The 17,336-nt window shown below is 65.2% G+C and carries 20 protein-coding genes; 11 read left to right on the plus strand and 9 right to left on the minus strand.

Annotated elements, in window-relative coordinates; all coding sequences use genetic code 11:
• Nucleotides 1–65: 65 nt before the first annotated feature.
• Nucleotides 66–1,313 carry a hypothetical protein gene (locus AC1RP5_RS13210; protein WP_493111168.1) on the minus strand — a complete coding sequence of 416 codons (1,248 nt, stop codon included), beginning with the start codon at nucleotides 1,311–1,313 and terminating at the stop codon, nucleotides 66–68.
• A 141-nt stretch (nucleotides 1,314–1,454) separates the two neighbouring features.
• Nucleotides 1,455–2,294 (minus strand): amidohydrolase family protein, encoded by an 840-nt coding sequence (locus tag AC1RP5_RS13215; protein WP_493111169.1) that lies wholly within the window; start codon nucleotides 2,292–2,294, stop codon nucleotides 1,455–1,457.
• Between the two features lie 167 nt (nucleotides 2,295–2,461).
• Between AC1RP5_RS13215 and AC1RP5_RS13220 the strand changes: the two genes are divergently transcribed.
• The 3 genes from AC1RP5_RS13220 to AC1RP5_RS13230 are packed head-to-tail and all read left to right on the plus strand — an operon-like array spanning nucleotide 2,462 to nucleotide 4,154.
• Nucleotides 2,462–2,998, plus strand: coding sequence for a VOC family protein (locus tag AC1RP5_RS13220; RefSeq protein ID WP_493111170.1), 537 nt, complete (start codon nucleotides 2,462–2,464; stop codon nucleotides 2,996–2,998).
• Complete coding sequence (locus tag AC1RP5_RS13225; protein WP_493111171.1) at nucleotides 2,995–3,468, plus strand: YbaK/EbsC family protein; 474 nt, start codon at nucleotides 2,995–2,997, stop codon at nucleotides 3,466–3,468. Before AC1RP5_RS13220 ends, AC1RP5_RS13225 begins: the two co-directional genes overlap by 4 nt.
• Nucleotides 3,465–4,154, plus strand: a complete 690-nt coding sequence (locus AC1RP5_RS13230; RefSeq protein WP_493111172.1) for a substrate-binding domain-containing protein — start codon at nucleotides 3,465–3,467, stop codon at nucleotides 4,152–4,154. The genes AC1RP5_RS13225 and AC1RP5_RS13230 overlap by 4 nt, the downstream gene beginning before the upstream one ends.
• Before the next feature lie 6 nt (nucleotides 4,155–4,160).
• Here AC1RP5_RS13230 and AC1RP5_RS13235 read toward each other — a convergent pair whose 3' ends face one another.
• Nucleotides 4,161–5,135: an aldo/keto reductase gene (locus AC1RP5_RS13235; RefSeq protein ID WP_493111174.1), complete on the minus strand. Its 975-nt coding sequence runs from the start codon at nucleotides 5,133–5,135 to the stop codon at nucleotides 4,161–4,163.
• Between the two features lie 100 nt (nucleotides 5,136–5,235).
• On the opposite strand from AC1RP5_RS13235, the gene AC1RP5_RS13240 reads away from it, so the two are divergent.
• Nucleotides 5,236–5,931, plus strand: coding sequence for a TetR/AcrR family transcriptional regulator (locus AC1RP5_RS13240; protein ID WP_493111175.1), 696 nt, complete (start codon nucleotides 5,236–5,238; stop codon nucleotides 5,929–5,931).
• On the opposite strand, the gene AC1RP5_RS13245 is transcribed toward AC1RP5_RS13240, so the two are convergent.
• A complete protein-coding gene (locus tag AC1RP5_RS13245) occupies nucleotides 5,928–6,374 on the minus strand; it encodes a VOC family protein (protein WP_493111177.1) in 447 nt (148 codons plus the stop codon). The two genes, AC1RP5_RS13240 and AC1RP5_RS13245, sit on opposite strands and share 4 nt — an antisense overlap.
• 150 nt (nucleotides 6,375–6,524) lie before the next feature.
• Here AC1RP5_RS13245 and AC1RP5_RS13250 point away from each other — a divergent pair, with 150 nt between their 5' ends.
• The 7 genes from AC1RP5_RS13250 (at nucleotide 6,525) to AC1RP5_RS13280 (ending at nucleotide 14,002) form a co-directional block, all read left to right on the plus strand.
• Nucleotides 6,525–7,769, plus strand: coding sequence for an acyl-CoA dehydrogenase family protein (locus tag AC1RP5_RS13250; RefSeq protein ID WP_493111179.1), 1,245 nt, complete (start codon nucleotides 6,525–6,527; stop codon nucleotides 7,767–7,769).
• A gap of 46 nt (nucleotides 7,770–7,815) precedes the next feature.
• A complete protein-coding gene (locus AC1RP5_RS13255) occupies nucleotides 7,816–8,952 on the plus strand; it encodes an ABC transporter substrate-binding protein (protein WP_493111181.1) in 1,137 nt (378 codons plus the stop codon).
• A 70-nt stretch (nucleotides 8,953–9,022) separates the two neighbouring features.
• Entirely contained in the window at nucleotides 9,023–9,910 is an 888-nt protein-coding gene (locus tag AC1RP5_RS13260; protein WP_493111183.1) for a branched-chain amino acid ABC transporter permease, read from the plus strand.
• 4 nt (nucleotides 9,911–9,914) lie between these two features.
• Complete coding sequence (locus AC1RP5_RS13265; protein WP_493111184.1) at nucleotides 9,915–10,871, plus strand: branched-chain amino acid ABC transporter permease; 957 nt, start codon at nucleotides 9,915–9,917, stop codon at nucleotides 10,869–10,871.
• On the plus strand, nucleotides 10,864–11,622 hold the full coding sequence (locus tag AC1RP5_RS13270; protein WP_493111186.1) for an ABC transporter ATP-binding protein: 759 nt from the start codon (nucleotides 10,864–10,866) through the stop codon (nucleotides 11,620–11,622). The genes AC1RP5_RS13265 and AC1RP5_RS13270 overlap by 8 nt, the downstream gene beginning before the upstream one ends.
• 3 nt (nucleotides 11,623–11,625) lie before the next feature.
• Nucleotides 11,626–12,342, plus strand: a complete 717-nt coding sequence (locus AC1RP5_RS13275) for an ABC transporter ATP-binding protein (RefSeq protein ID WP_493111188.1) — start codon at nucleotides 11,626–11,628, stop codon at nucleotides 12,340–12,342.
• A 43-nt stretch (nucleotides 12,343–12,385) separates the two neighbouring features.
• The gene (locus AC1RP5_RS13280) at nucleotides 12,386–14,002 is read left to right on the plus strand and encodes a GMC family oxidoreductase (protein ID WP_493111190.1); all 1,617 of its coding nucleotides are present in this window, start codon (nucleotides 12,386–12,388) and stop codon (nucleotides 14,000–14,002) included.
• A gap of 6 nt (nucleotides 14,003–14,008) precedes the next feature.
• Here the strand turns inward: AC1RP5_RS13280 and AC1RP5_RS13285 are convergent, their stop codons facing one another.
• The 5 genes from AC1RP5_RS13285 to AC1RP5_RS13305 all read right to left on the minus strand — a co-directional run bounded on the left by AC1RP5_RS13285 (nucleotide 14,009) and on the right by AC1RP5_RS13305 (nucleotide 17,267).
• On the minus strand, nucleotides 14,009–14,725 hold the full coding sequence (locus tag AC1RP5_RS13285; protein WP_493111191.1) for a DUF7168 domain-containing protein: 717 nt from the start codon (nucleotides 14,723–14,725) through the stop codon (nucleotides 14,009–14,011).
• A complete protein-coding gene (locus AC1RP5_RS13290; RefSeq protein WP_493111193.1) occupies nucleotides 14,722–14,982 on the minus strand; it encodes a hypothetical protein in 261 nt (86 codons plus the stop codon). The genes AC1RP5_RS13285 and AC1RP5_RS13290 overlap by 4 nt, the downstream gene beginning before the upstream one ends.
• Nucleotides 14,982–15,929 (minus strand): VOC family protein, encoded by a 948-nt coding sequence (locus AC1RP5_RS13295; RefSeq protein WP_493111195.1) that lies wholly within the window; start codon nucleotides 15,927–15,929, stop codon nucleotides 14,982–14,984. The genes AC1RP5_RS13290 and AC1RP5_RS13295 overlap by 1 nt, the downstream gene beginning before the upstream one ends.
• Nucleotides 15,930–15,999: 70 nt before the next feature.
• Nucleotides 16,000–16,995 carry a Bug family tripartite tricarboxylate transporter substrate binding protein gene (locus AC1RP5_RS13300; RefSeq protein WP_493111197.1) on the minus strand — a complete coding sequence of 332 codons (996 nt, stop codon included), beginning with the start codon at nucleotides 16,993–16,995 and terminating at the stop codon, nucleotides 16,000–16,002.
• Between the two features lie 38 nt (nucleotides 16,996–17,033).
• Nucleotides 17,034–17,267 carry a KTSC domain-containing protein gene (locus AC1RP5_RS13305; RefSeq protein ID WP_493111199.1) on the minus strand — a complete coding sequence of 78 codons (234 nt, stop codon included), beginning with the start codon at nucleotides 17,265–17,267 and terminating at the stop codon, nucleotides 17,034–17,036.
• Nucleotides 17,268–17,336: the final 69 nt, after the last annotated feature.

Raw genomic sequence — 17,336 nt, forward strand, 5'->3', positions numbered from 1 at the left:
GTCGTTCTGCTGTCACGCACCGAAACGAAGCATCGCAGTCCTGGCGCATCGACTTGAAAGGCAAACTACCTTCCAGACGACTGTACGGTCGACAGAGGCTGCACCATGACACACACGCGAACGGCACGATCTCCAGCTAAACGCTTGTCGCCCAGACCAAAAGCTGAACCGACATGCGTAGGTCCAGCGTTCAGCACCATTATGGCAGAGAGGCCTGCGAGATCTGGATGCTTCGGATTCGCGACAAGCTCCGCCTTCAATCGCTTTTCCACATCTTGGGCACGAAGCTGAGCAAGCGCCAAATTTGAGTCGTAAAGCTCCCTTGTCTTGGGTGTTAGTGGCGTCTTGTCGGCAGACCCGATGAGCATTAACCCCACAACTTCCTTACCCTTCCTCACCTCTCCGATTTTCTTGATCAGATCTTCCACTGTCTGCGTATCTACGGTCTGCTCCAAAGCGGCAGGCTCTCCCGGAGCAAACGGCCCCACTCTGAGAGCCTGGTTATTTAACTCACAGTGGAATTCGACCTTTGAATTCAACGCTGTTGAACCGACCTCAACTTTGTCTTGAGTGACATTTATTTCGATCGACAGATCGATAGGAGGTTTCGCGTCGGCAGGAGGCTTGTGGTCGATGTCCTTCTTCTTTTCCTCGGGAGGCTGGCGAGACCCAGGAAACTGCAAATGCACGTGCTCGATCTTGAGAAGGCTCCCTCCTTTGAAGAGAGAAAGCCCCGCAGGCACGGCCACAACCGAGGTCGTCACTGTAACGGCAGCCATGGCAGCCGCTTTGGCAATTGGTGATGAAATCCGCGATGCAATGTAAAAGCATCCAAATGCGGCCCCTAAAAAGATAGCCACGCCACCAAAGCCCAACCAAGTTGGGAAAACGCTACCTGGTGAAACCGTGACGACATCGCTCGTCCGAGGCACTCCGCCGCCCGAGAGTACCGCTCTAATGAATTCGGCCTGCTGGCTTTGGATCGTCCGCGCAAGTTCTTCCAATGCCGGTGCAGCGACGACAACTGTATTTGGAGACTCAGGCGGAGACTCGCTCAGCCACCCAATCAAGGGAGAAAGGAGTGTTCCGACAAGCACAACCACCAAGGTCGCGATCGAAAATCGACGCTCCACTCGGCGAGCCTCGTCCATTCTCTCAAGCTGAAGTTGAGAGTTGACTAAAAGCGCGGCGATGCTGATGTCTTGTTTACTACGTCGTTCCACGAATCGCTGATTCGGTCTATCCCGCGAGGCTGATTGCCTCTTGAAAAAAGCCCAAAGCTTACGGCGAAACGCTTCGATCGATTCGAACATAGATATTCTCCCCCGAGTTGTGGCAAGATACCACACGCATGGGGAGAGTTTCCAAAATCATCTCTAGCGGGAATTTGGGTGGCGGGCCTCTCGATGGAGGATTCCCCCACCGAGAGGCCGTGAATTTTTCTGACTTAAATCCTACTTCTTCGGCGACCAGCCGTAGATCTTCTGCAGCGAACCGCCCATCAGGGTCGCGCGATCGCTGTCGGAAAGGCGGTCGGTAACACGGAAGGAATCGACACCTTCCTTGTAGGTGAGCAGCGCCACGGCGCGGGTCCAGTCGGTGCCCCACATGCAGCGATCGAGGCTGAAGGCGTCGAAGATGCGGCCCAGCGGATCCCAGATGTCCTTGTAGGGGAACTTCTCGTGGCTGAGCGTGCAGGCGCCGGTGATCTTCACGACGACGTTCTTGTGCGGCGCCAGTGCCAGCAGTTGCGGCAGCTCGTGCCACGGTTCCTTCGGGGCCGGCGGCGCCATCGGCTGCTCGAGGCCGAGATGGTCGATCACCAGCGTCGTGTTGGGGTTGCGCTTGGCAAGCTCGGCAACCTGCGGCAGGCGCCCGCGTGCCATCAGGTTCACCGGCAGGTCGTGCTTGGCCGCGGCGGCCAGAACGCGGTTGATGCCGGGGTCGGCGGCGTCGGTCGAGATTTCCGGCGTGAACATGATGCGGATGGCGACCGTGCCGTCCATCGCGGCCCAGTCGGCGATCGTGCCCTCGACCTTGGGATCGTTGGCATTCACCGGCTTGATGACGCCGAATCGGCCGGGATGCGCCTTCTGGACGCCCACGGCATAGCTCTCGTCCCAGCGATACATCGTGTAGACCGACACGAGCAACGCGCCATCGACGCCCACGGAGTCCATCGCCTTGATCATATCCTCGGCGGTGACCTCGGGCGGTCCTGCAAGCACTGCAGTCCACGGGCGTCCCGGATGGTTGCGCTCGTAGCAGTGAACCTGGGCGTCGATCGTCGGCATGCGTTTCTCCCGTGGTGAGTTGGCGGACGGTACCGCCACCACTGCATTTGTCATGGAAATTCGGGCGGCCCCCTCACCATGCGATACGATTCCCACATGGCGAAGCGAGCATCGCTCCCGTAAGAATCGCGGGCTCGATCAACCCTCTTCCCTCGGAGGATGTTGCAATGGCCGTCAAAGGCAAGCAGTCGATCGGACAGATCGGCATCACTCTCATCGTTCAGGACGTGGCCGCCGCGGCCGACTTCTATCGCGACGTGATCGGCGCCGAGGAGATCCGGCGTAGTTACTCGCACAACCCGGGCGATCCGCCGGGCCAGGAATTGCTCGGAGCCGAATTCTGGCTCGCCGGCGCCTGGCTGATCGTGGCGAAGGAAAATCCGCGCTGGCGTGACGCCCCTCGTGCCGACTGGCCGCGCTCACCGCTCTCGGCCGGGGCATCGTCGGGATTCCTGATCGTCTATGTCGACGATGTGGACGACGTGTTCGCGCGCGCAATCGCTGCCGGCGCCACGTCGCTGGCCAAGGACCAGGGGCCTGAGGAAACCTATTGGGGCGACAAGGTCGTCCGCATCATCGATCCTTTCGGGCATGGCTGGGTCATCCAGAGCAGGCTTGAGGACGTCGCGGAAGCCGACCTCGCGGCTCGCTTCGAAGCCCAGCGCGCCCGTATCCGCGCAGAGAGGGCGGCGCAGGCCACATGACCGTTGAAGCCGTGCGTGCGTTCCTGTCGGCGCACGCACCTGATCTGGAGATTGTCGAACTCGACGCCAGCACCGCGACGGTCGAGATGGCCGCCCGGGGCCATGGTGTCGCGCCGGCGCAGATTGCCAAAACATTGTCGCTGCGCATCAAGGATCGCACCTTGCTGATCGTGACGTCGGGTGATGCCCGCCTGAACAACCGCAAGATCAAGGATGTGCTGGGCGGCAAGCCCCGCATGCTGGGCGCCGACGAGATCGTGGCCCTGACCGGCCATCCGGTGGGCGGCGTCTGCCCGTTCGGGTTGGCGGCACCGCTTCCCGTCTATTGCGACATCTCGCTGAAGGCCTTCGACGAGGTCGTTCCCGCGGCCGGCTCGACCAACTCGGCGGTACGCATTGCACCGGAACGCATGGCGTCTCTCGTAAACGCCGAATGGATCGACGTCTGCGAAAGGCCGGAGCCGGCATGAAAGTCTTCAGCGCGATCGCCGTTCAGGGCGTGGTCGAACAACTCGTTCCAGCGTTCGAGAAAGCGCACGGCTGCACGCTCGATTTCACCTGGGCCACGGCGCCGCTGCTCCTCAAGCGACTGCAGGCCGGCGAAAAGGCCGATGCCTTGATCCTCAATCGCGCGGTGACCGACACGTTGCTGGCCTCGGGCGGGATCGTCGCCGGGTCCGACGTCGTGATCGCGAGTTCCGCGACCGCCATCGCGGTCAAGGCGGGCGCGCCCAAACCCGACATTTCCACCCCCGAGACGTTGAAGCGCACGCTGCTGGAGGCGAAGGCGATCTCCTACACCGATCCCGCGGCCGGTGGGGCGAGCGGCATCTACTTTGCCAAGCTTCTGGAACGGATGGGAATCGCGGACGAGATCAACGCCAAGACGAAGTTCCCGCCGCCCTCGGGTTACTCGGGTATGTTCCTGCCGACCGGCGAGGTCGAGCTGGCCGTCCAGCAGGTGCCGGAACTGCTGCACGTTCCTGGTATCGAGATCGTCGGACCGCTGCCCGGCGATCTGCACATGGTCACGGTGTTCGTGGCCGGCATTCCTACCGACAGCACGCAGCCTGCGCTGGCGAAGGCGCTGATCGAGAGCCTTCGCACGCCGGAGGCGAAGGCTCTCTTCCGTTCGAAAGGACTGGAGCCGGGCTGACCCGGCTCAGGCCTTCACGACCTTCTGCTCTTCCAGGCGATCGGTGGCCGGCGGCGGCGTACGCGACAGAGCAGCGATCTCGGCGTGAAGCTCCGGCGTCATGGCGACGTTTACCGAATCCAGAGAGGCCTTGAGCTGGTCGAGATTGCGCGCGCCGATGATCGGCGCGGTGATCGCGGGATGCGCGCCCACCCAGGCGATGGCGGCACTGACCGGATGCAGGCCCTTCTGCTTGCAGAGCGCGACGTACTTCTCGGCCGTGTCGAAGGCCCAGTCCTCGCCGTAGCGCGCCTCGTACATCTTGTTGGTCTTGAGACGTCCCGAGGCCTCGCCGGAATACTTGCCCGACAGGAGACCGGCGGCGGCCGGGCTGTAGGGGATGACGCCGATGCCGTTCGCGGCTGCCATCGGCAGCAGCTCGACCTCGGCCTGGCGCTTCACCAGGTTGTACATCGGCTGGATGACCTGCAGCCGCGCCCAGTTGTTGCGCTCCTGGATGTCGACCGCGCGCTGCGTCTGCCAGGCCGACCAGTTGCTGACGGCGGGATAGATCACCTTGCCCGAGCGGACGAGGTCTTCCAGGCCGCGCATCATCTCGTCGATCGGCGTCACGGCGTCGTAGCGATGGAGGAACAGCACGTCGATGCGATCGGTCTGCAGGCGGCGCAGGCTCGCTTCAACCGCCTGCACGACATGGCGGCGATTGGCGCCGCCGGCGTTCACGTCGGGACCGGTCTTGTTGAAGCACTTGGTGGTGATCACCAGGTCGTTTCGATGATCCTTCGCCAACCGGCCCAGGATCTCCTCGGACTTGCCCTTGTTGTACTCGTTGGCGGTGTCGAAGAAGTTGATGCCGGCGTCGCGCACCGCATTGTACATCGAGGCAGAAGTGGCTTCGTCGGCGTCGCCGCCGAAGGACATGGTGCCGAAGCAGAGCTGGGAGACGGAGATGCCGGTACGGCCGAGGAGCTTGGTTTTCATGGCCGCCTTCTAGCACGGCGCCGGACGATTTTGCAGCCGCCATGGAAAACCATCCGGCTTCGCTTTATGAGGGGCGCGACGATTTCCAGCAGAGTGTGTCGTGGCAAGAAAGACAATCGCCAGGAAGCCGAAGCCCGCCGCGCCGCGGCGCAAGAAGGCGAACCGCCCGAACCTGCCGGAACGGATTCTCGATGTGGCCGAGGAACTCTTCGGTCGCGTCGGCTATGGCGGCGCTACCACCCGGGCCATCGCCAGCCGCGCCCGCGTGAATGTCGGCCAGCTCCACTACTATTTCGAGTCCAAGCGCGCGATCTTCGAAGCAGTCGTCGCACGGCATGGCACCGAGGTCACCGAGCGCCGCCGGCAGCTCCTGCTGGAAGCCCAGGCCCGCCACCCGCGCGGCATCGTCCCGCTCGAAGTCCTGGTCGATGCGCTGGTCCGCCCCCTACTGATGGCCGAGCCGCGGGCCGGCGGACGGCGCCGTGCCTCGATGCAAATGCACGCGCGCCTGTTCACCGATCCCGACGACACCGCGAGCCTGGTGCGCGCCGACATCTACGACGAGACCAACGCGCTCTATGTCGACGCCATCCAGCGCGCTCTGCCCGGCATTCCGGCGAAGACGCTCTACTGGCGCTACTACTTCATGATGGGCGCCTATGTCTGGACCCTGCTCCAGCCCGGCCGCCTCGAATCGATCTCGCAGGGAAGTTGCGATCCCGCAGACATGGAAACCGCCATCCGCGAGATTGTGCCGTTCGTCTGCGCGGGCCTCGCCGCGCCGGTGGAACGCTAGGCCGACTTCACGCGGCTCTTCAGCCGGCAGCGGCATTTGTCGAACTGGTGGAGCTCCACCATGTTGCCGCACGGATCGTTGAGGAAGAGCTGTTCGGCATCGGGCCCCGTCGCACCCTTGAGCGACCAGTAGCTGGCGCCGAGCCGGTCGAGCTCCGCCTTGGTCTCGACGATGTTCTCGACGGCCAGCGCCACATGCGGCGAGGTCGGATCCTTGCCGGGTCCTTGCGCGAAGCGCGACGGCAGGTCGCCGCCGATCAGATGGATCTGCCCGACATCGCCGATGTTGATCCACATGCCCGGGATGCCCGGAATCTCCGGGCGACCGGTGTCGTGCTCGAGGCCGAGCACGCCTGTGTAGAAATTCTTGAGGTCTTCGATCGTCTTTTCACCGGCGTCGATGCGCACGCCTTGATGGTGAAGTTCGAGCACCTTGATGGCCATCTTCCGCTCCTCCCGAGAGCCGTTTCGTTGGCTCGAAGTATCGCCGACAGCGGGTCGATCGATCAACAAATTAGGTCACTTGACCTGAACGCGTGACGCAAGCATCGTCACGACAACAAACAAGCGCCCAGGCGCCGGAGGAAATTCGATATGCGGACCAAGCGGGCCGCCGACTGGACACCGTCGGCGACGTTGCCCAGCACGCCCGTCTCGTTCGCGGGCGTCACTTACGCAGAGATGCTCGACCGCGCGCGTGCGCTGGCGCCGACGATCGCCGCCCGCGCCGAGGCCTGCGAGAAACTGCGCCGCCTGCCCGACGACACCGAGCGCGACCTGCACCGCACCGGCCTCTTCCGCATGGTCCAGCCGGCGCGCGTCGGCGGCGCCGACCTCGATATCGGCATCCTGGTGGATACCTGCGCCGAGATCGCACGCGTCTGTCCGTCGACCGCCTGGAACCTCGGCAATCTCGGCAGCCATCACTGGATGCTGGGCTACTTCCATCCCGAGGCGCAGGACGAGATCTGGGATGCCTCGCCCGACGTGCTGATTGCCACCTCGCTCATCTTTCCGGCGGGCCGCGGCCGCAAGGTCGAGGGCGGCTACGAGGTCACGGGTCGCTGGCCGCTCTCTTCCGGCGTCGACAATTCCGACTGGAACATGCTGGGCTTCATGGTGCGCGAGCGCGACGACGGCCCGCCCGTTGACCAGCGCTTCGCCCTGATCCATCGCTCGCAGTACGAGATCATCGATACCTGGCATGCCGTCGGCCTCTCGGGCACCGGCTCAAAGGACGTCGCGGTCAAGAACCTGTTCGTGCCGGACGTGCGGACGATCTCGGCCTGGTCGATGAACGGCAAGCCGCACGCCGGCTCGACCGTCAATACGTCTCCCTTGTTCCGCCTGCCCATGCTGGCGCTGGGCCCCTACGTCCTGTCGGGCGTTCTTCTGGGCTGTGGGCAGGGCGCCTACGAGACGGTGGTCGGCGCGGCGCGCAAGCGCAACGCGACGACGACGGGCCAGCCCTTCGGCGCCAGCCAGCCCGTGCAGATCAAGGTCGCCGAAGCGAGCGTCCGCATCGACACCGCCGAAATCCTGATGCGCCGCGCCTGCGAGCACGCCATGGGGGTCGCCCGGTCCGGCACCGATCCGACGCATGACGACAAGCTGCGCTACCGCCGCGACGCCTTCTTCTCCGCCCGCCTCTGTCTGGAGGCCGTCGACATATTGATGGGTATTGCCGGATCGAGCGGCCTCTACCTCAGCGGGTCGATGCAGCGGCTGTTCCGCGATGCGCATGCAGCCAACGCGCACGTCATGTTCTCGACCGACATTCAGGGTGCATTGTTCGGACAACACGCGCTCGGCATGGCCGGGCCTCCGCCGCTGCTCTAGCGCAGTGACGGACACAAAGAAGTTCAACGAGCGGGAGGAAAACAAAGTGTCACTGTCATCGTTCATCGCAAAGTTAGCCGGCGCCACGGCGCTGGTCGGATTGTCGGCTCTCGGCGTCCAGGCGCAGACCTCGGGTGAGCCGGTCAAGATCGGCGCCATCGTTTCCGTCACTGGCGCCGGCGCCGGTCTCGGCGTGCCGGAGCGCAATGGCTTGCTGCTGGCCGAGAAGGACATCAACGCCAAGGGCGGCATCAAGGGCCGGCCGATCAAGATCATCGTCGAGGACGATGCGTCCAATCCCGACACCGCGCTCAGCAAGGCCAATGACCTGATCTTTGGGCAGAAGGTCCAGGCGCTGCTCGGCCCGTCGCTGACGGCCAGCACCGTTGCCGTCGGCGGCGTCACGCACGCCAACAAGATCCCGCAGATCGCCTTCACCGGCATCGGCCCGGCGGTCGAGCGCGAGCGCAAGTGCCTGGCTCACGTGCTGCCGCCGCAGCGCCTGAACGCCACCGCGCTGCTCGAATACGCCAAAAACATCAAAGCGACGAAGATCGGCGTGCTGCATGACGCGGGCTACGGCAACGTCGTGATGGCCGAGCTGAAGCCGCTCGCCGACAAGTACGGCGTCAAGCTGGTCGCGGTCGAGAAGTTCGAGATCGGCGCCACCGACACCACGACCCAGGCGGCCAAGATCAAGGCGTCGCAGCCGGATGCGGTGTTCATCATCGCCACCTCGGCAACGCCGTTCCGCAACGTCAAGCAGATCCAGATCACTCAGCCGGTAGTCGCCGCGATCGGCTCCTCGTCCTACGAGTACGTGAACGCGATGGGCCCGGCAGCCGACAACATCACGATCCCCGAGTTCCTGGTCGGCGAGGATCCGCTGCCGCACCAGAAGGCGTTCGTCGAGCTCTACAAGCAGACCTACAACTCGACGCCGAAGAACTACGAGGCGGCGGCCTGGGATGCGGCGCACATTATCGCCGCGGCCCTCAACAAGGCCGGCGCCGACGCCACCGGCGAAAAGCTCTGCGAAGCCATGAAGGCGCCGTACACCGGCGTGCTGGCCAACTACGACTTCTCGGCCGACGACATGACGGGCATTCCGATCTCGAGCTTCGTCTTCTCGAAGCTCGTCGGCGGCAAGTACACGCGCACGCCGTTCCGCGTCGCGCAGTAGCGACCCTAAGCGGCGCAGGTCTCCTCGCGAGCCCTGCGCCGCGCCTTCTTTTGCGCGGAAGCATCTCTTCATGACACTGAGCCTGGTCCTTCAGGCCCTCTTCGCGGGCGTGACGAACGGTATCGTCTATGCGCTCGTCGGCATGGGCCTGTCCGCGATCTTCAAGGGCAGCCGCGTGATCAACGCCATGCAGGGCGAGTTCGCGGTGATCGGCGCCATGACGACGGTGCTGCTGCTGACCAAGGCCGGTTGGCCCTATGCCGCCGCCATCGCCGGCGGTGCGATCGCGGGTGCCCTGGTCGGCGCCTTCATCGAGGTCGCCTTCGTCCGTTACATGGCCAAGAAGAACGCAAGCGAGGACAGCTTCCTGCTGCTGACCATCGGCCTCGCCCTCTCGCTTTCGGCCAGTGTCCTGTATTTCGTCGGCCGCGACGGCCACCTGCTGCCGCCACTCGGCGGCGAGGGCGTGCTGATCGTCATGGACGCGGTCATCCAGTTCCATGCGTTGTGGCTGATCGCCATCGGCATCGGCGCGACGCTGGCGCTGCGCGCTTTCTATCACCGCACCACGATCGGCCTGTCGATGATGGCGGCCTCGATCGACGCGGACGGCGCGGCCACCACCGGCATCAACGTGGCGCGCATGCGCACCTTCACCTTCGTGCTGGGCGGCCTGCTGGGCGCTCTGGGCGGCATCCTGGTGACCCCGCTGATCTCGGTCGACTACACGCTCGGCCTCAATCTCACCCTCAAGGGCTTTGCCGCCGCGGTGCTGGGCGGGCTCACCAACCCGCTGGGCGCCGCCGTCGGCGGCATCACGCTGGGGCTGGTCGAGTCGCTCGCCATCATCGGCATCTCCTCGAGCTACAAGGACGTCGTCGCCTTCTCCGTTCTCATCATCATCATGATCCTGATGCCGCAAGGCATCCTCGGCCGCGCCGGCCGGCGGGGAGGCTGAGCGTATGAACTCGCGCACCCTCCTCTGGCTGGTTCCCTGCCTGATCGTCTGGGCCGTCCTGCCCTTCGTCGTGCCGCGCAACATCGCGGACCTGCTGGTGTTCACCGGCATCTACACGGTCGCCGGCCTCGGCATCGGCCTGCTGCTGGGCCATTGCGGCATCGTCAACCTGGCGCAGGCGACCTTCTATGGGCTCGGCGCCTATGCCAGCGCTTACTGCACCGTGATGATGGGCCTGCCCAGCATCGTGGGCTTCGTGGTCGGCGCGGTGATCAGCATGGCGCTGGCCTATGTCATCGGCCGGCCCATCCTGCGTCTCACCGGCTACTTCCTGGCGCTCGGCACCCTCGCCCTCAGCGCCATCGCGAGCGCATTGTTCTTCGAATGGGACTGGCTGACCGGCGGCACGCTGGGCATCGGCGGCATTCCCAAGCTCGACCTGCTCGGCTTCCTGCTCGACCGGCCGTCGCGCTACTACTTCTTCGTCTGGATCGTGGCCTTCGCCTGCATGGCGGTGGCGCACAAACTGGTCGACAGCCGCACCGGCCTGATGCTGCGCGCCATGCGCGATTCCAGCACCGCCGCGGCTGCCCTCTCGATCGACCTCCAGTCGCTGCGCACGCGCGTGTTCGTCGTCTGTGCCCTGTTCGGTAGCCTCGCGGGCAGCCTGTTCGCCCACCATGCCTCGTTCGTCAGCACGCAGAGCTTCACCGTCGACCGCTCGATCAGTTTCCTGCTGATCCCGGTGATCGGCGGCGCAACCTCGATCCCCGGCATCGTGGTCGGCGCCCTGTTCATCACCTTCCTGCCCGAGCTGCTGAGCAAGCTGGGCGACATCCACCAGATCCTGTTTGGCCTGGCCCTCGTGGCCGTCGTGGTCCTGATGCCGGAGGGGCTGGTCGGCGCGTTCGGCAAGCTGCGGACGCGGCTGGCCAAGCGGGAGGGCGGCAGCAATGGCTGAGCCCCTGCTCGCCCTCAAGGAGGTCGGCCATTCGTTCGGCGGCCTCTCCGTTCTGCGCTCCGTCACCTTCGATGTCCCCGAGGGCGGCATCATCGGTCTGATCGGGCCCAACGGCTCGGGCAAGACCACGCTGTTCAACATCGTGACCGGCTACATCCGGCCGCTGGCCGGCACCGTCACCTATCGCGGCGCCATGCTCGGCCGCGACACGATCCAGCAGCGCGGCCTGCGCGGCCTCGTCCGCACCTTCCAGACGCCGCAGGTCTTCGAGCAGATGACCGTGCTGGAGAACGTCATGGTCGGCTGCACCAAGCTCACGAAGACGACCATGCTGCAGGACCTTCTGCGCACCCCCGCCGCGCGTGGTCAGATGCGCGAGATCCGCGAGCGTGCCGAGGCCGCCTGCGAGCGCTTCAGCCTGACGGCATTGCGCGACCTGCCGGCCGCCAGCCTCACTGCCGGCCAGCGCCGCATCCTCGAGATCGCCCGCGCCGTGGTCGGCGAGCCGCGCCTGTTGCTGCTCGACGAACCGTCTTCCGGCCTCAACGTCCAGGAGATCGACGATCTGCGCGACTGGATCGTGCGGCTGAACGAGCAAGGCATCACCATCCTGCTGGTGTCGCACGACATGGGCCTAATGACCGTGGCCCGCACCGTGCACACGCTCTATTTCGGCGAGATCATCGCCAGCGGCGACATGGCCACCATCCAGCGCGACCCGCGGGTCCGCGAAGTCTATCTCGGGGTCTGAGCCGTGCTGGAAGTGACCTCCCTCTCCGCCGGCTACGGCGCCCTCACCGTCTTGCGCGACGTCTCGCTCAAGGTCGGCGACGGCGAGGCCGTGGCCCTGGTCGGCGCCAACGGCGCTGGCAAGACCACTCTCGTCCGCACCGTCTGCGGGCTGTTGCGCGCCCGCGGCGGTCGCATCGTCAAGAATGGCACTGACATCACCGCGACGCCGGCACATGACCTTGCCCAGCACGGGCTCGCTGTCGTGCTCGAGAACCGCCGCCTGTTCGGCGAACTTTCCGTGCGCGAGAACCTGATCCTGGCCGAGACGGTCGGCCGCAAGGTGCGCGGCGCCCATATGCGCTTCTCGTGGGACGAGGTTACGGCCCTCTTCCCGGTGGTGAAGGAGCGGCTCGCCTCGCCGGTCGAGCTGCTGAGCGGCGGCCAGCAGCAGATGGTGGCGATCGCCCGCGCGCTCCTGCTGCAGCCCGACCTGCTGATCATGGATGAGCCCTCGACCGGTCTCGCGCCCAAGGTCGTGAAGGACATCCTGCTGGTCATCAAGGCGCTGCGCGAGCGCGGCATGGGCCTGCTGCTCATCGAGCAGAATGTCGGCATCGCCTCGGAGATCACCGACCGCGCCTATGTCATGTCGGTCGGCAGCATCGTCCACGAGATCGGCCCGGGTGAATGGCAGTCGTTCCTCACGGACGAGCGGCTGATGAAGGCCTATCTCGGCTGACAGAGCCACGCTAGGCTTCCCCAAAACAATCGGGGGAAATGGCGTGCAGGACGAAGCTTCGTACGATTTCATCGTGACCGGCGCGGGCTCGGCCGGTTGCGCCGTCGCCGGACGGCTGAGCGAGGATGGCCGCTTCTCGGTGCTGCTGCTCGAAGCCGGACCGCGCGACACCTATCCCTGGATCCATGTGCCGCTCGGCTATCACAAGACCTTCAACAATCCGAAGGTCAACTGGATGTTCGACAGCGAGCCGGAGGCCGAACTCAACAACCGCATCATGTACCAGCCGCGCGGCAAGGTGCTGGGGGGCACCAGCTCGATCAACGGCATGGTCTATATGCGCGGCAATGCTGCCGACTACGACGAATGGCGCCAGCGCGGCTGCGAGGGCTGGGACTATGCGTCGGTGCTGCCCTACTTCAAGCGCGCCGAAGACCAGGAGCGCGGCGCCGACGAGTTTCACGGCACGGGCGGCCCGCTGAAGGTGCAGGACCATCGCTGGCAGCCGACGCTCGCCCGCGCGATGCACGATGCGGCCGTGCAGGCGGGCATCCCCGCCAATCCCGACTTCAATGGCGCCACGCAGGATGGCGTTGGTTTCTACCAAACCACCATCAACCGAGCGCGCCGCTGGTCGTCGGCCCGCGCCTATCTTGGCGCCGCCAAGGGCCGCCGCAACCTCACGGTCGCCACCAATGCGCATGCGACCCGGGTACTGATCGAGAACGGCCGCGCCACCGGCGTCGAATACCGCACACCCCAGGGTCTCGTGCGCGCCCGCGCAAAGCGCGAGGTCATCGTCTCGGGTGGTGTCTATGGCTCGCCGCAGCTGCTGATGCTGTCAGGCCTCGGCCCGGCCGATCACCTGAAGCAACACGGCATCGAGGTCGTGCGCGACATGCCGGGCGTCGGCAGCCACCTGCACGACCATTTCAACACCTACATCGCCTATCGCTGCAGTCAGCCCGTCACCATGAACGACCTGGCGCTCAGCCTGCCGCGCCGGCTGATGGCCGCGGCGCAGTATGCGTTCGGCCGTACGGGGCCGCTCGCCAGCATGGGTCTGTTCGTCGGCGCGCTGGTGCGCAGCGACAAGCGTCTCGAACGGCCCGACCTGCAGATCAACATGTTCGCCTGGGCGATCAAGGACCGGAACAAGTCCGGCATCGTTCCTCAGCCCTTCTCGGCCTTTGGCCTGAGCCCGGTGCATCTCACGCCATCGGGCCGCGGCACGGTGCGGCTGAAGTCGGCCGATCCGATGGCCGCGCCGGAGATCAAGTTCAACTTCCTTAAGAACGCTTCGGACTTCGATGCCCTGCTGCACGGCATGCGGATCTGCCGCGAGATCGCGAGCCAGCCGGCACTGAAACCCTTCATCGTCGAGGAGATCCTGCCTGGCGCCAGCGTCACCAGCGAGGCCAACCTGAAGGCCGACATCCGCGCCCGTGGCGTCTCGAACCTGCACCCCGTCGGCACCTGTCGCATGGGCCGCGAGGTCGATGCCGTGGTCGACCCGAAACTGCGAGTCCACGGCATCGCCGGCCTGCGCGTCGCCGATGCCTCGATCATGCCGTCCATCGTCGCGGGCAACACCAACGCTCCCGCCATCATGATCGGGGAGAAATGCGCCGACATGGTGCGCACCGCCGCAACGGCCTGAAGGCCTCTATCGCCGGCGAATGCCGGGATTGAGCGCGACGGTTTCACCGGCCGCGCCACCGGCATCATAGGCTTCGGGCGAGATCATGCGCCCCGGCCCCTGCTCGACCGTGCGCAGCTTCAAGCCAAGCTTCTCCAGTTCCGTATCGACGACGGCGGCCTTGAGCACGACGAGCCCGCGGCCACTGCTCCGGATCACGCCATCGCGCTCTGCCTTCATTGCCATCAGCCGGTCGGCAATCGACGCGCACATGCCCAGGGTGAAGGACGCGTTGGCGAGGTGCCGCTCCTGATGCATGAAACGCTTGTACTCGGCCGAGACCTTGTAGCGGCCGAGTTCGGTGCGGACCGTGCCGTCGATCAGCTCGGTCAGGTAGTGCGCCACCTCGACGTCGGCCGGCAGGCCGAAGAAGACGTAGCGCGCCTCGCCGGCCGCATTCTTCTCGCGCCAGACGCGACAATCGCAGAAGGCGGCGATGGCGCCGATGCATTCGTCGATCGGGATGCGCTTCTTGAGATGGGTCTCGTAGATCCGCTCCTCGCACTGCGTCTCGCGGATTTCGATGTCGGTGAGGGAGAGTTCGTAGCGGTCGAGCAGTTCCGCCACCTTGGCCGCCGCCGCCAGCGCCTCGCCCTCCGTGCAGCCATTGTCGATGGTCTTGGCCCGCAGCGCCTGGATACGTGTCCTGAGCTTGTCGAGGGCCGAAGGGTCCGCGACCGTCACGGCTTCACGGCCGGCGTCATGCGCTTTTTGCGGAAATGCCGGTACAGCGCAAAGGCGACGCCGATCGCCAGGCCCGGCAACGCCGAAGCGATGGCGAGGGACGCCACGCCCATCTCGCAGCCACCCGAATCGCCCGGCGTGCCGCAACGGGAGTCCAGACTGTATGCGAGAGCGAGAACCGTGATTCCGACCACGATGGGCGTCACGACGAAGCCGAGCAGGCCGAATCCCATGATCCGCAGGGTTAGCCCCAGCATCAGCCGGCCGCCCGCCGCGTTGCTTCCTCGAAGCGCTGGCGGCGCATCTCGACCCGGGGATCGTCCATCTCGGGTCCCGTGGGCTCGGGCACCCAACCGTCGCGGCCGGGGACGTAGGCACGATTGGTCTGCAGCGGATTGCGATTGACCAGAGGCCGCGCATAGAGCGGATGGCGCAAGCTGCGGATCTCGTGCTCGATCTCGAACAGCTCCTTGCCGCTCGACGGATCGGCGATGTGCTGGAAGCGGTACTGGTGCTGGTTGCTCTCCTCGGTCAGCAGCCCGCGCTCGATCAGCCGCCGATGCGGGCCGGAGAAGTTCGCGACATAGACCTGGATGTGATGCCCGTCATAGGCCTCGGGCGCACTGTCGCTCTCGCGGAAGATCAACTCCTGCCCGATGCCGACCGAAACATGCGCCGCCTCTCCTTCCACGCGCGTCCCGGTCGCGAAGACGTCGCGATAGAAGTCAGCGATTCCCTTGGCCGCGCCACGCGGCACGTCGAACTCGACATAGGCCATGCCCAGCGCCATGCCGTCGAAGCGCGCCGACGGATCGTGGCAGAGGATGCGATTGCCCCAGGGGCAGGTCGTCTCGACATGATCGTCCTGCTCGGCGAAGGCGAAGCGCGTATCGCCCAGCATGCCCTTCACCCGGCCGAGCCGTTGCAGCAGCGCTTCGCGGTCGGGGATTACGAGGCCGATCCGGCCGCGCAGACGCTGCGGCTTGGCCATGGTCGGCAGGTGGAACTGGCTGCGGCCGACATTGACCCACATATTATCGATGCTGGTCATCATGTACGGATCGCGCGTGATGCCGAGCCCGCTCATGTAGAAGACCGTCGCCAATCCCTGGTCGGCGATCCCGAGATTGACGTGCTCCAGCGCCACGATGTTGCCGAGGTCCTCGGCGCTGCGGTCGTACTGTTTGCCACCCGGCTTGGTCATGACCTGCCCTCCTCAACCGGCGCCAGTATAGGCGCCGGAGGGCCTGCCTGTCAGACGGCGATGCGGCCGGTCAGATCTTGATGTCGGCCGTCTTGATGATCTCGCCGAACGACTTGCGCTCGCGCACGATCGTCTCCTGGAATGTCGCCGTGTCCTGGAAGCTCGAATAGTTGCCGCTGGCTACCAGCTTCTCGTTCAGCGCCGGGTCCTTGACCGCCTCGCCGATCGCCGCGGACATCTTGTCGATGGCGCCTTGCGGCGTGCCCTTGGCCGCCAGGATGCCGTACCAGGCATCGCCGCCAATCTTGCCCAGCCCCTGCTCCTTGAGGGTCGGCACGTCGGGCTTGCCGGGCCAGCGCTTCTCGCCCAGCACGGCGAAGCACTTCAGTCGGCCGGCGGCGATGTGCGGCAGGGTCGTCGGATCGAACTGGACCTGGATCTGGCCAGACAGAAGGTCGTTGGTCGCCGGCGCGCTGCCCTTGTAGGGCACATGGACCATCTTCACGCCGGCCTCGATGTTGAAGATCTCACCGTAGAGCTGGGTGATGGTGGCGAGGCCCGCCGAGCCGAAGTTGACCTTGCCCGGATTTGCCTTGGCGTAGGCGATGAACTCCTGGAGGTTGTTGGCTGGCACCTGCGGGCTGATGCCCATGCCCATCCACGAGGTCGCGGTGCGCGCCACCGCCACGAGGTCCTTGGCCGTATCGTAGGGCAGCGGCTGCAGATGCTCGGTGATGCAGACCATCGCCGTCGTCGTGGTCAGGAAGGTGTAGCCGTCCGCCGGCGCACTCTTGATGACATGCTCGGCGCCGATCGCCCCGCTGGCGCCGGCCTTGTTGTCGAACAGGATGCTCTGCCCCAGCAGCGAGCCGGCGCGCTCCAGCACGATGCGTGTCGTGACGTCGGAAGGCCCGCCCGGCGGATAGGGAATGACGACGCGGATCTGCTTGTTGGGCCAATCGTTCTGCGCCGACACGATGGCCGGCGCCGCGACGAGGCCCGCAGCGGTGCCGCCGAGAAAAAGACGTCGTCCTACCTTCGCCGGAATCTTCCTGCGGTCGTCCATGGTCGTTTGCCCTCCCAGGCACTTGTTTTGCGGGAAGGCTACACCAAACGTCGGGAAAGGCCAGATACCGGTACTTCGCCGTTGCGTTCGAACATGAACCGGTCTCGGATGCAGCGGTTGAAGTACTCGCCTTTGGAAGGCGCTGCCTCCATCGCGTCATACGTTTCCTCTGGCACGCCGAGATAGGTGTAGCGGCGGCGCGACTGGAAGACGATGTCGAGCGCCCGCCGCCGGCGGTCGTAACGATAGGAGCGGATGACGGCCGAGGGCATGATTGGATAACGCCGGAGGCCCTCCGGGGATGCGCAAATGCCGCGTCCCGGACTAAGCTCGGCGGACCG

It is taken from the genome of Reyranella sp. GW821-FHT12G01 (assembly GCF_058806575.1).

Excerpts from the sequence above, each read along its gene's own strand:
- AC1RP5_RS13215 (WP_493111169.1), bottom strand. The coding sequence starts at position 2,294 with ATGCCGACGATCGACGCCCAGGTTCACTGCTACGAGCGCAACCATCCG.
- AC1RP5_RS13305 (WP_493111199.1), bottom strand. The coding sequence starts at position 17,267 with ATGCCCTCGGCCGTCATCCGCTCCTATCGTTACGACCGCCGGCGGCGG.
- AC1RP5_RS13225 (WP_493111171.1), top strand. The coding sequence starts at position 2,995 with ATGACCGTTGAAGCCGTGCGTGCGTTCCTGTCGGCGCACGCACCTGAT.
- AC1RP5_RS13250 (WP_493111179.1), top strand. The coding sequence starts at position 6,525 with ATGCGGACCAAGCGGGCCGCCGACTGGACACCGTCGGCGACGTTGCCC.
- AC1RP5_RS13220 (WP_493111170.1), top strand. The coding sequence starts at position 2,462 with ATGGCCGTCAAAGGCAAGCAGTCGATCGGACAGATCGGCATCACTCTC.
- AC1RP5_RS13300 (WP_493111197.1), bottom strand. The coding sequence starts at position 16,995 with ATGGACGACCGCAGGAAGATTCCGGCGAAGGTAGGACGACGTCTTTTT.
- AC1RP5_RS13245 (WP_493111177.1), bottom strand. The coding sequence starts at position 6,374 with ATGGCCATCAAGGTGCTCGAACTTCACCATCAAGGCGTGCGCATCGAC.
- AC1RP5_RS13235 (WP_493111174.1), bottom strand. The coding sequence starts at position 5,135 with ATGAAAACCAAGCTCCTCGGCCGTACCGGCATCTCCGTCTCCCAGCTC.
- AC1RP5_RS13295 (WP_493111195.1), bottom strand. The coding sequence starts at position 15,929 with ATGACCAAGCCGGGTGGCAAACAGTACGACCGCAGCGCCGAGGACCTC.
- AC1RP5_RS13210 (WP_493111168.1), bottom strand. The coding sequence starts at position 1,313 with ATGTTCGAATCGATCGAAGCGTTTCGCCGTAAGCTTTGGGCTTTTTTC.
- AC1RP5_RS13230 (WP_493111172.1), top strand. The coding sequence starts at position 3,465 with ATGAAAGTCTTCAGCGCGATCGCCGTTCAGGGCGTGGTCGAACAACTC.
- AC1RP5_RS13290 (WP_493111193.1), bottom strand. The coding sequence starts at position 14,982 with ATGCTGGGGCTAACCCTGCGGATCATGGGATTCGGCCTGCTCGGCTTC.
- AC1RP5_RS13265 (WP_493111184.1), top strand. The coding sequence starts at position 9,915 with ATGAACTCGCGCACCCTCCTCTGGCTGGTTCCCTGCCTGATCGTCTGG.
- AC1RP5_RS13260 (WP_493111183.1), top strand. The coding sequence starts at position 9,023 with ATGACACTGAGCCTGGTCCTTCAGGCCCTCTTCGCGGGCGTGACGAAC.
- AC1RP5_RS13270 (WP_493111186.1), top strand. The coding sequence starts at position 10,864 with ATGGCTGAGCCCCTGCTCGCCCTCAAGGAGGTCGGCCATTCGTTCGGC.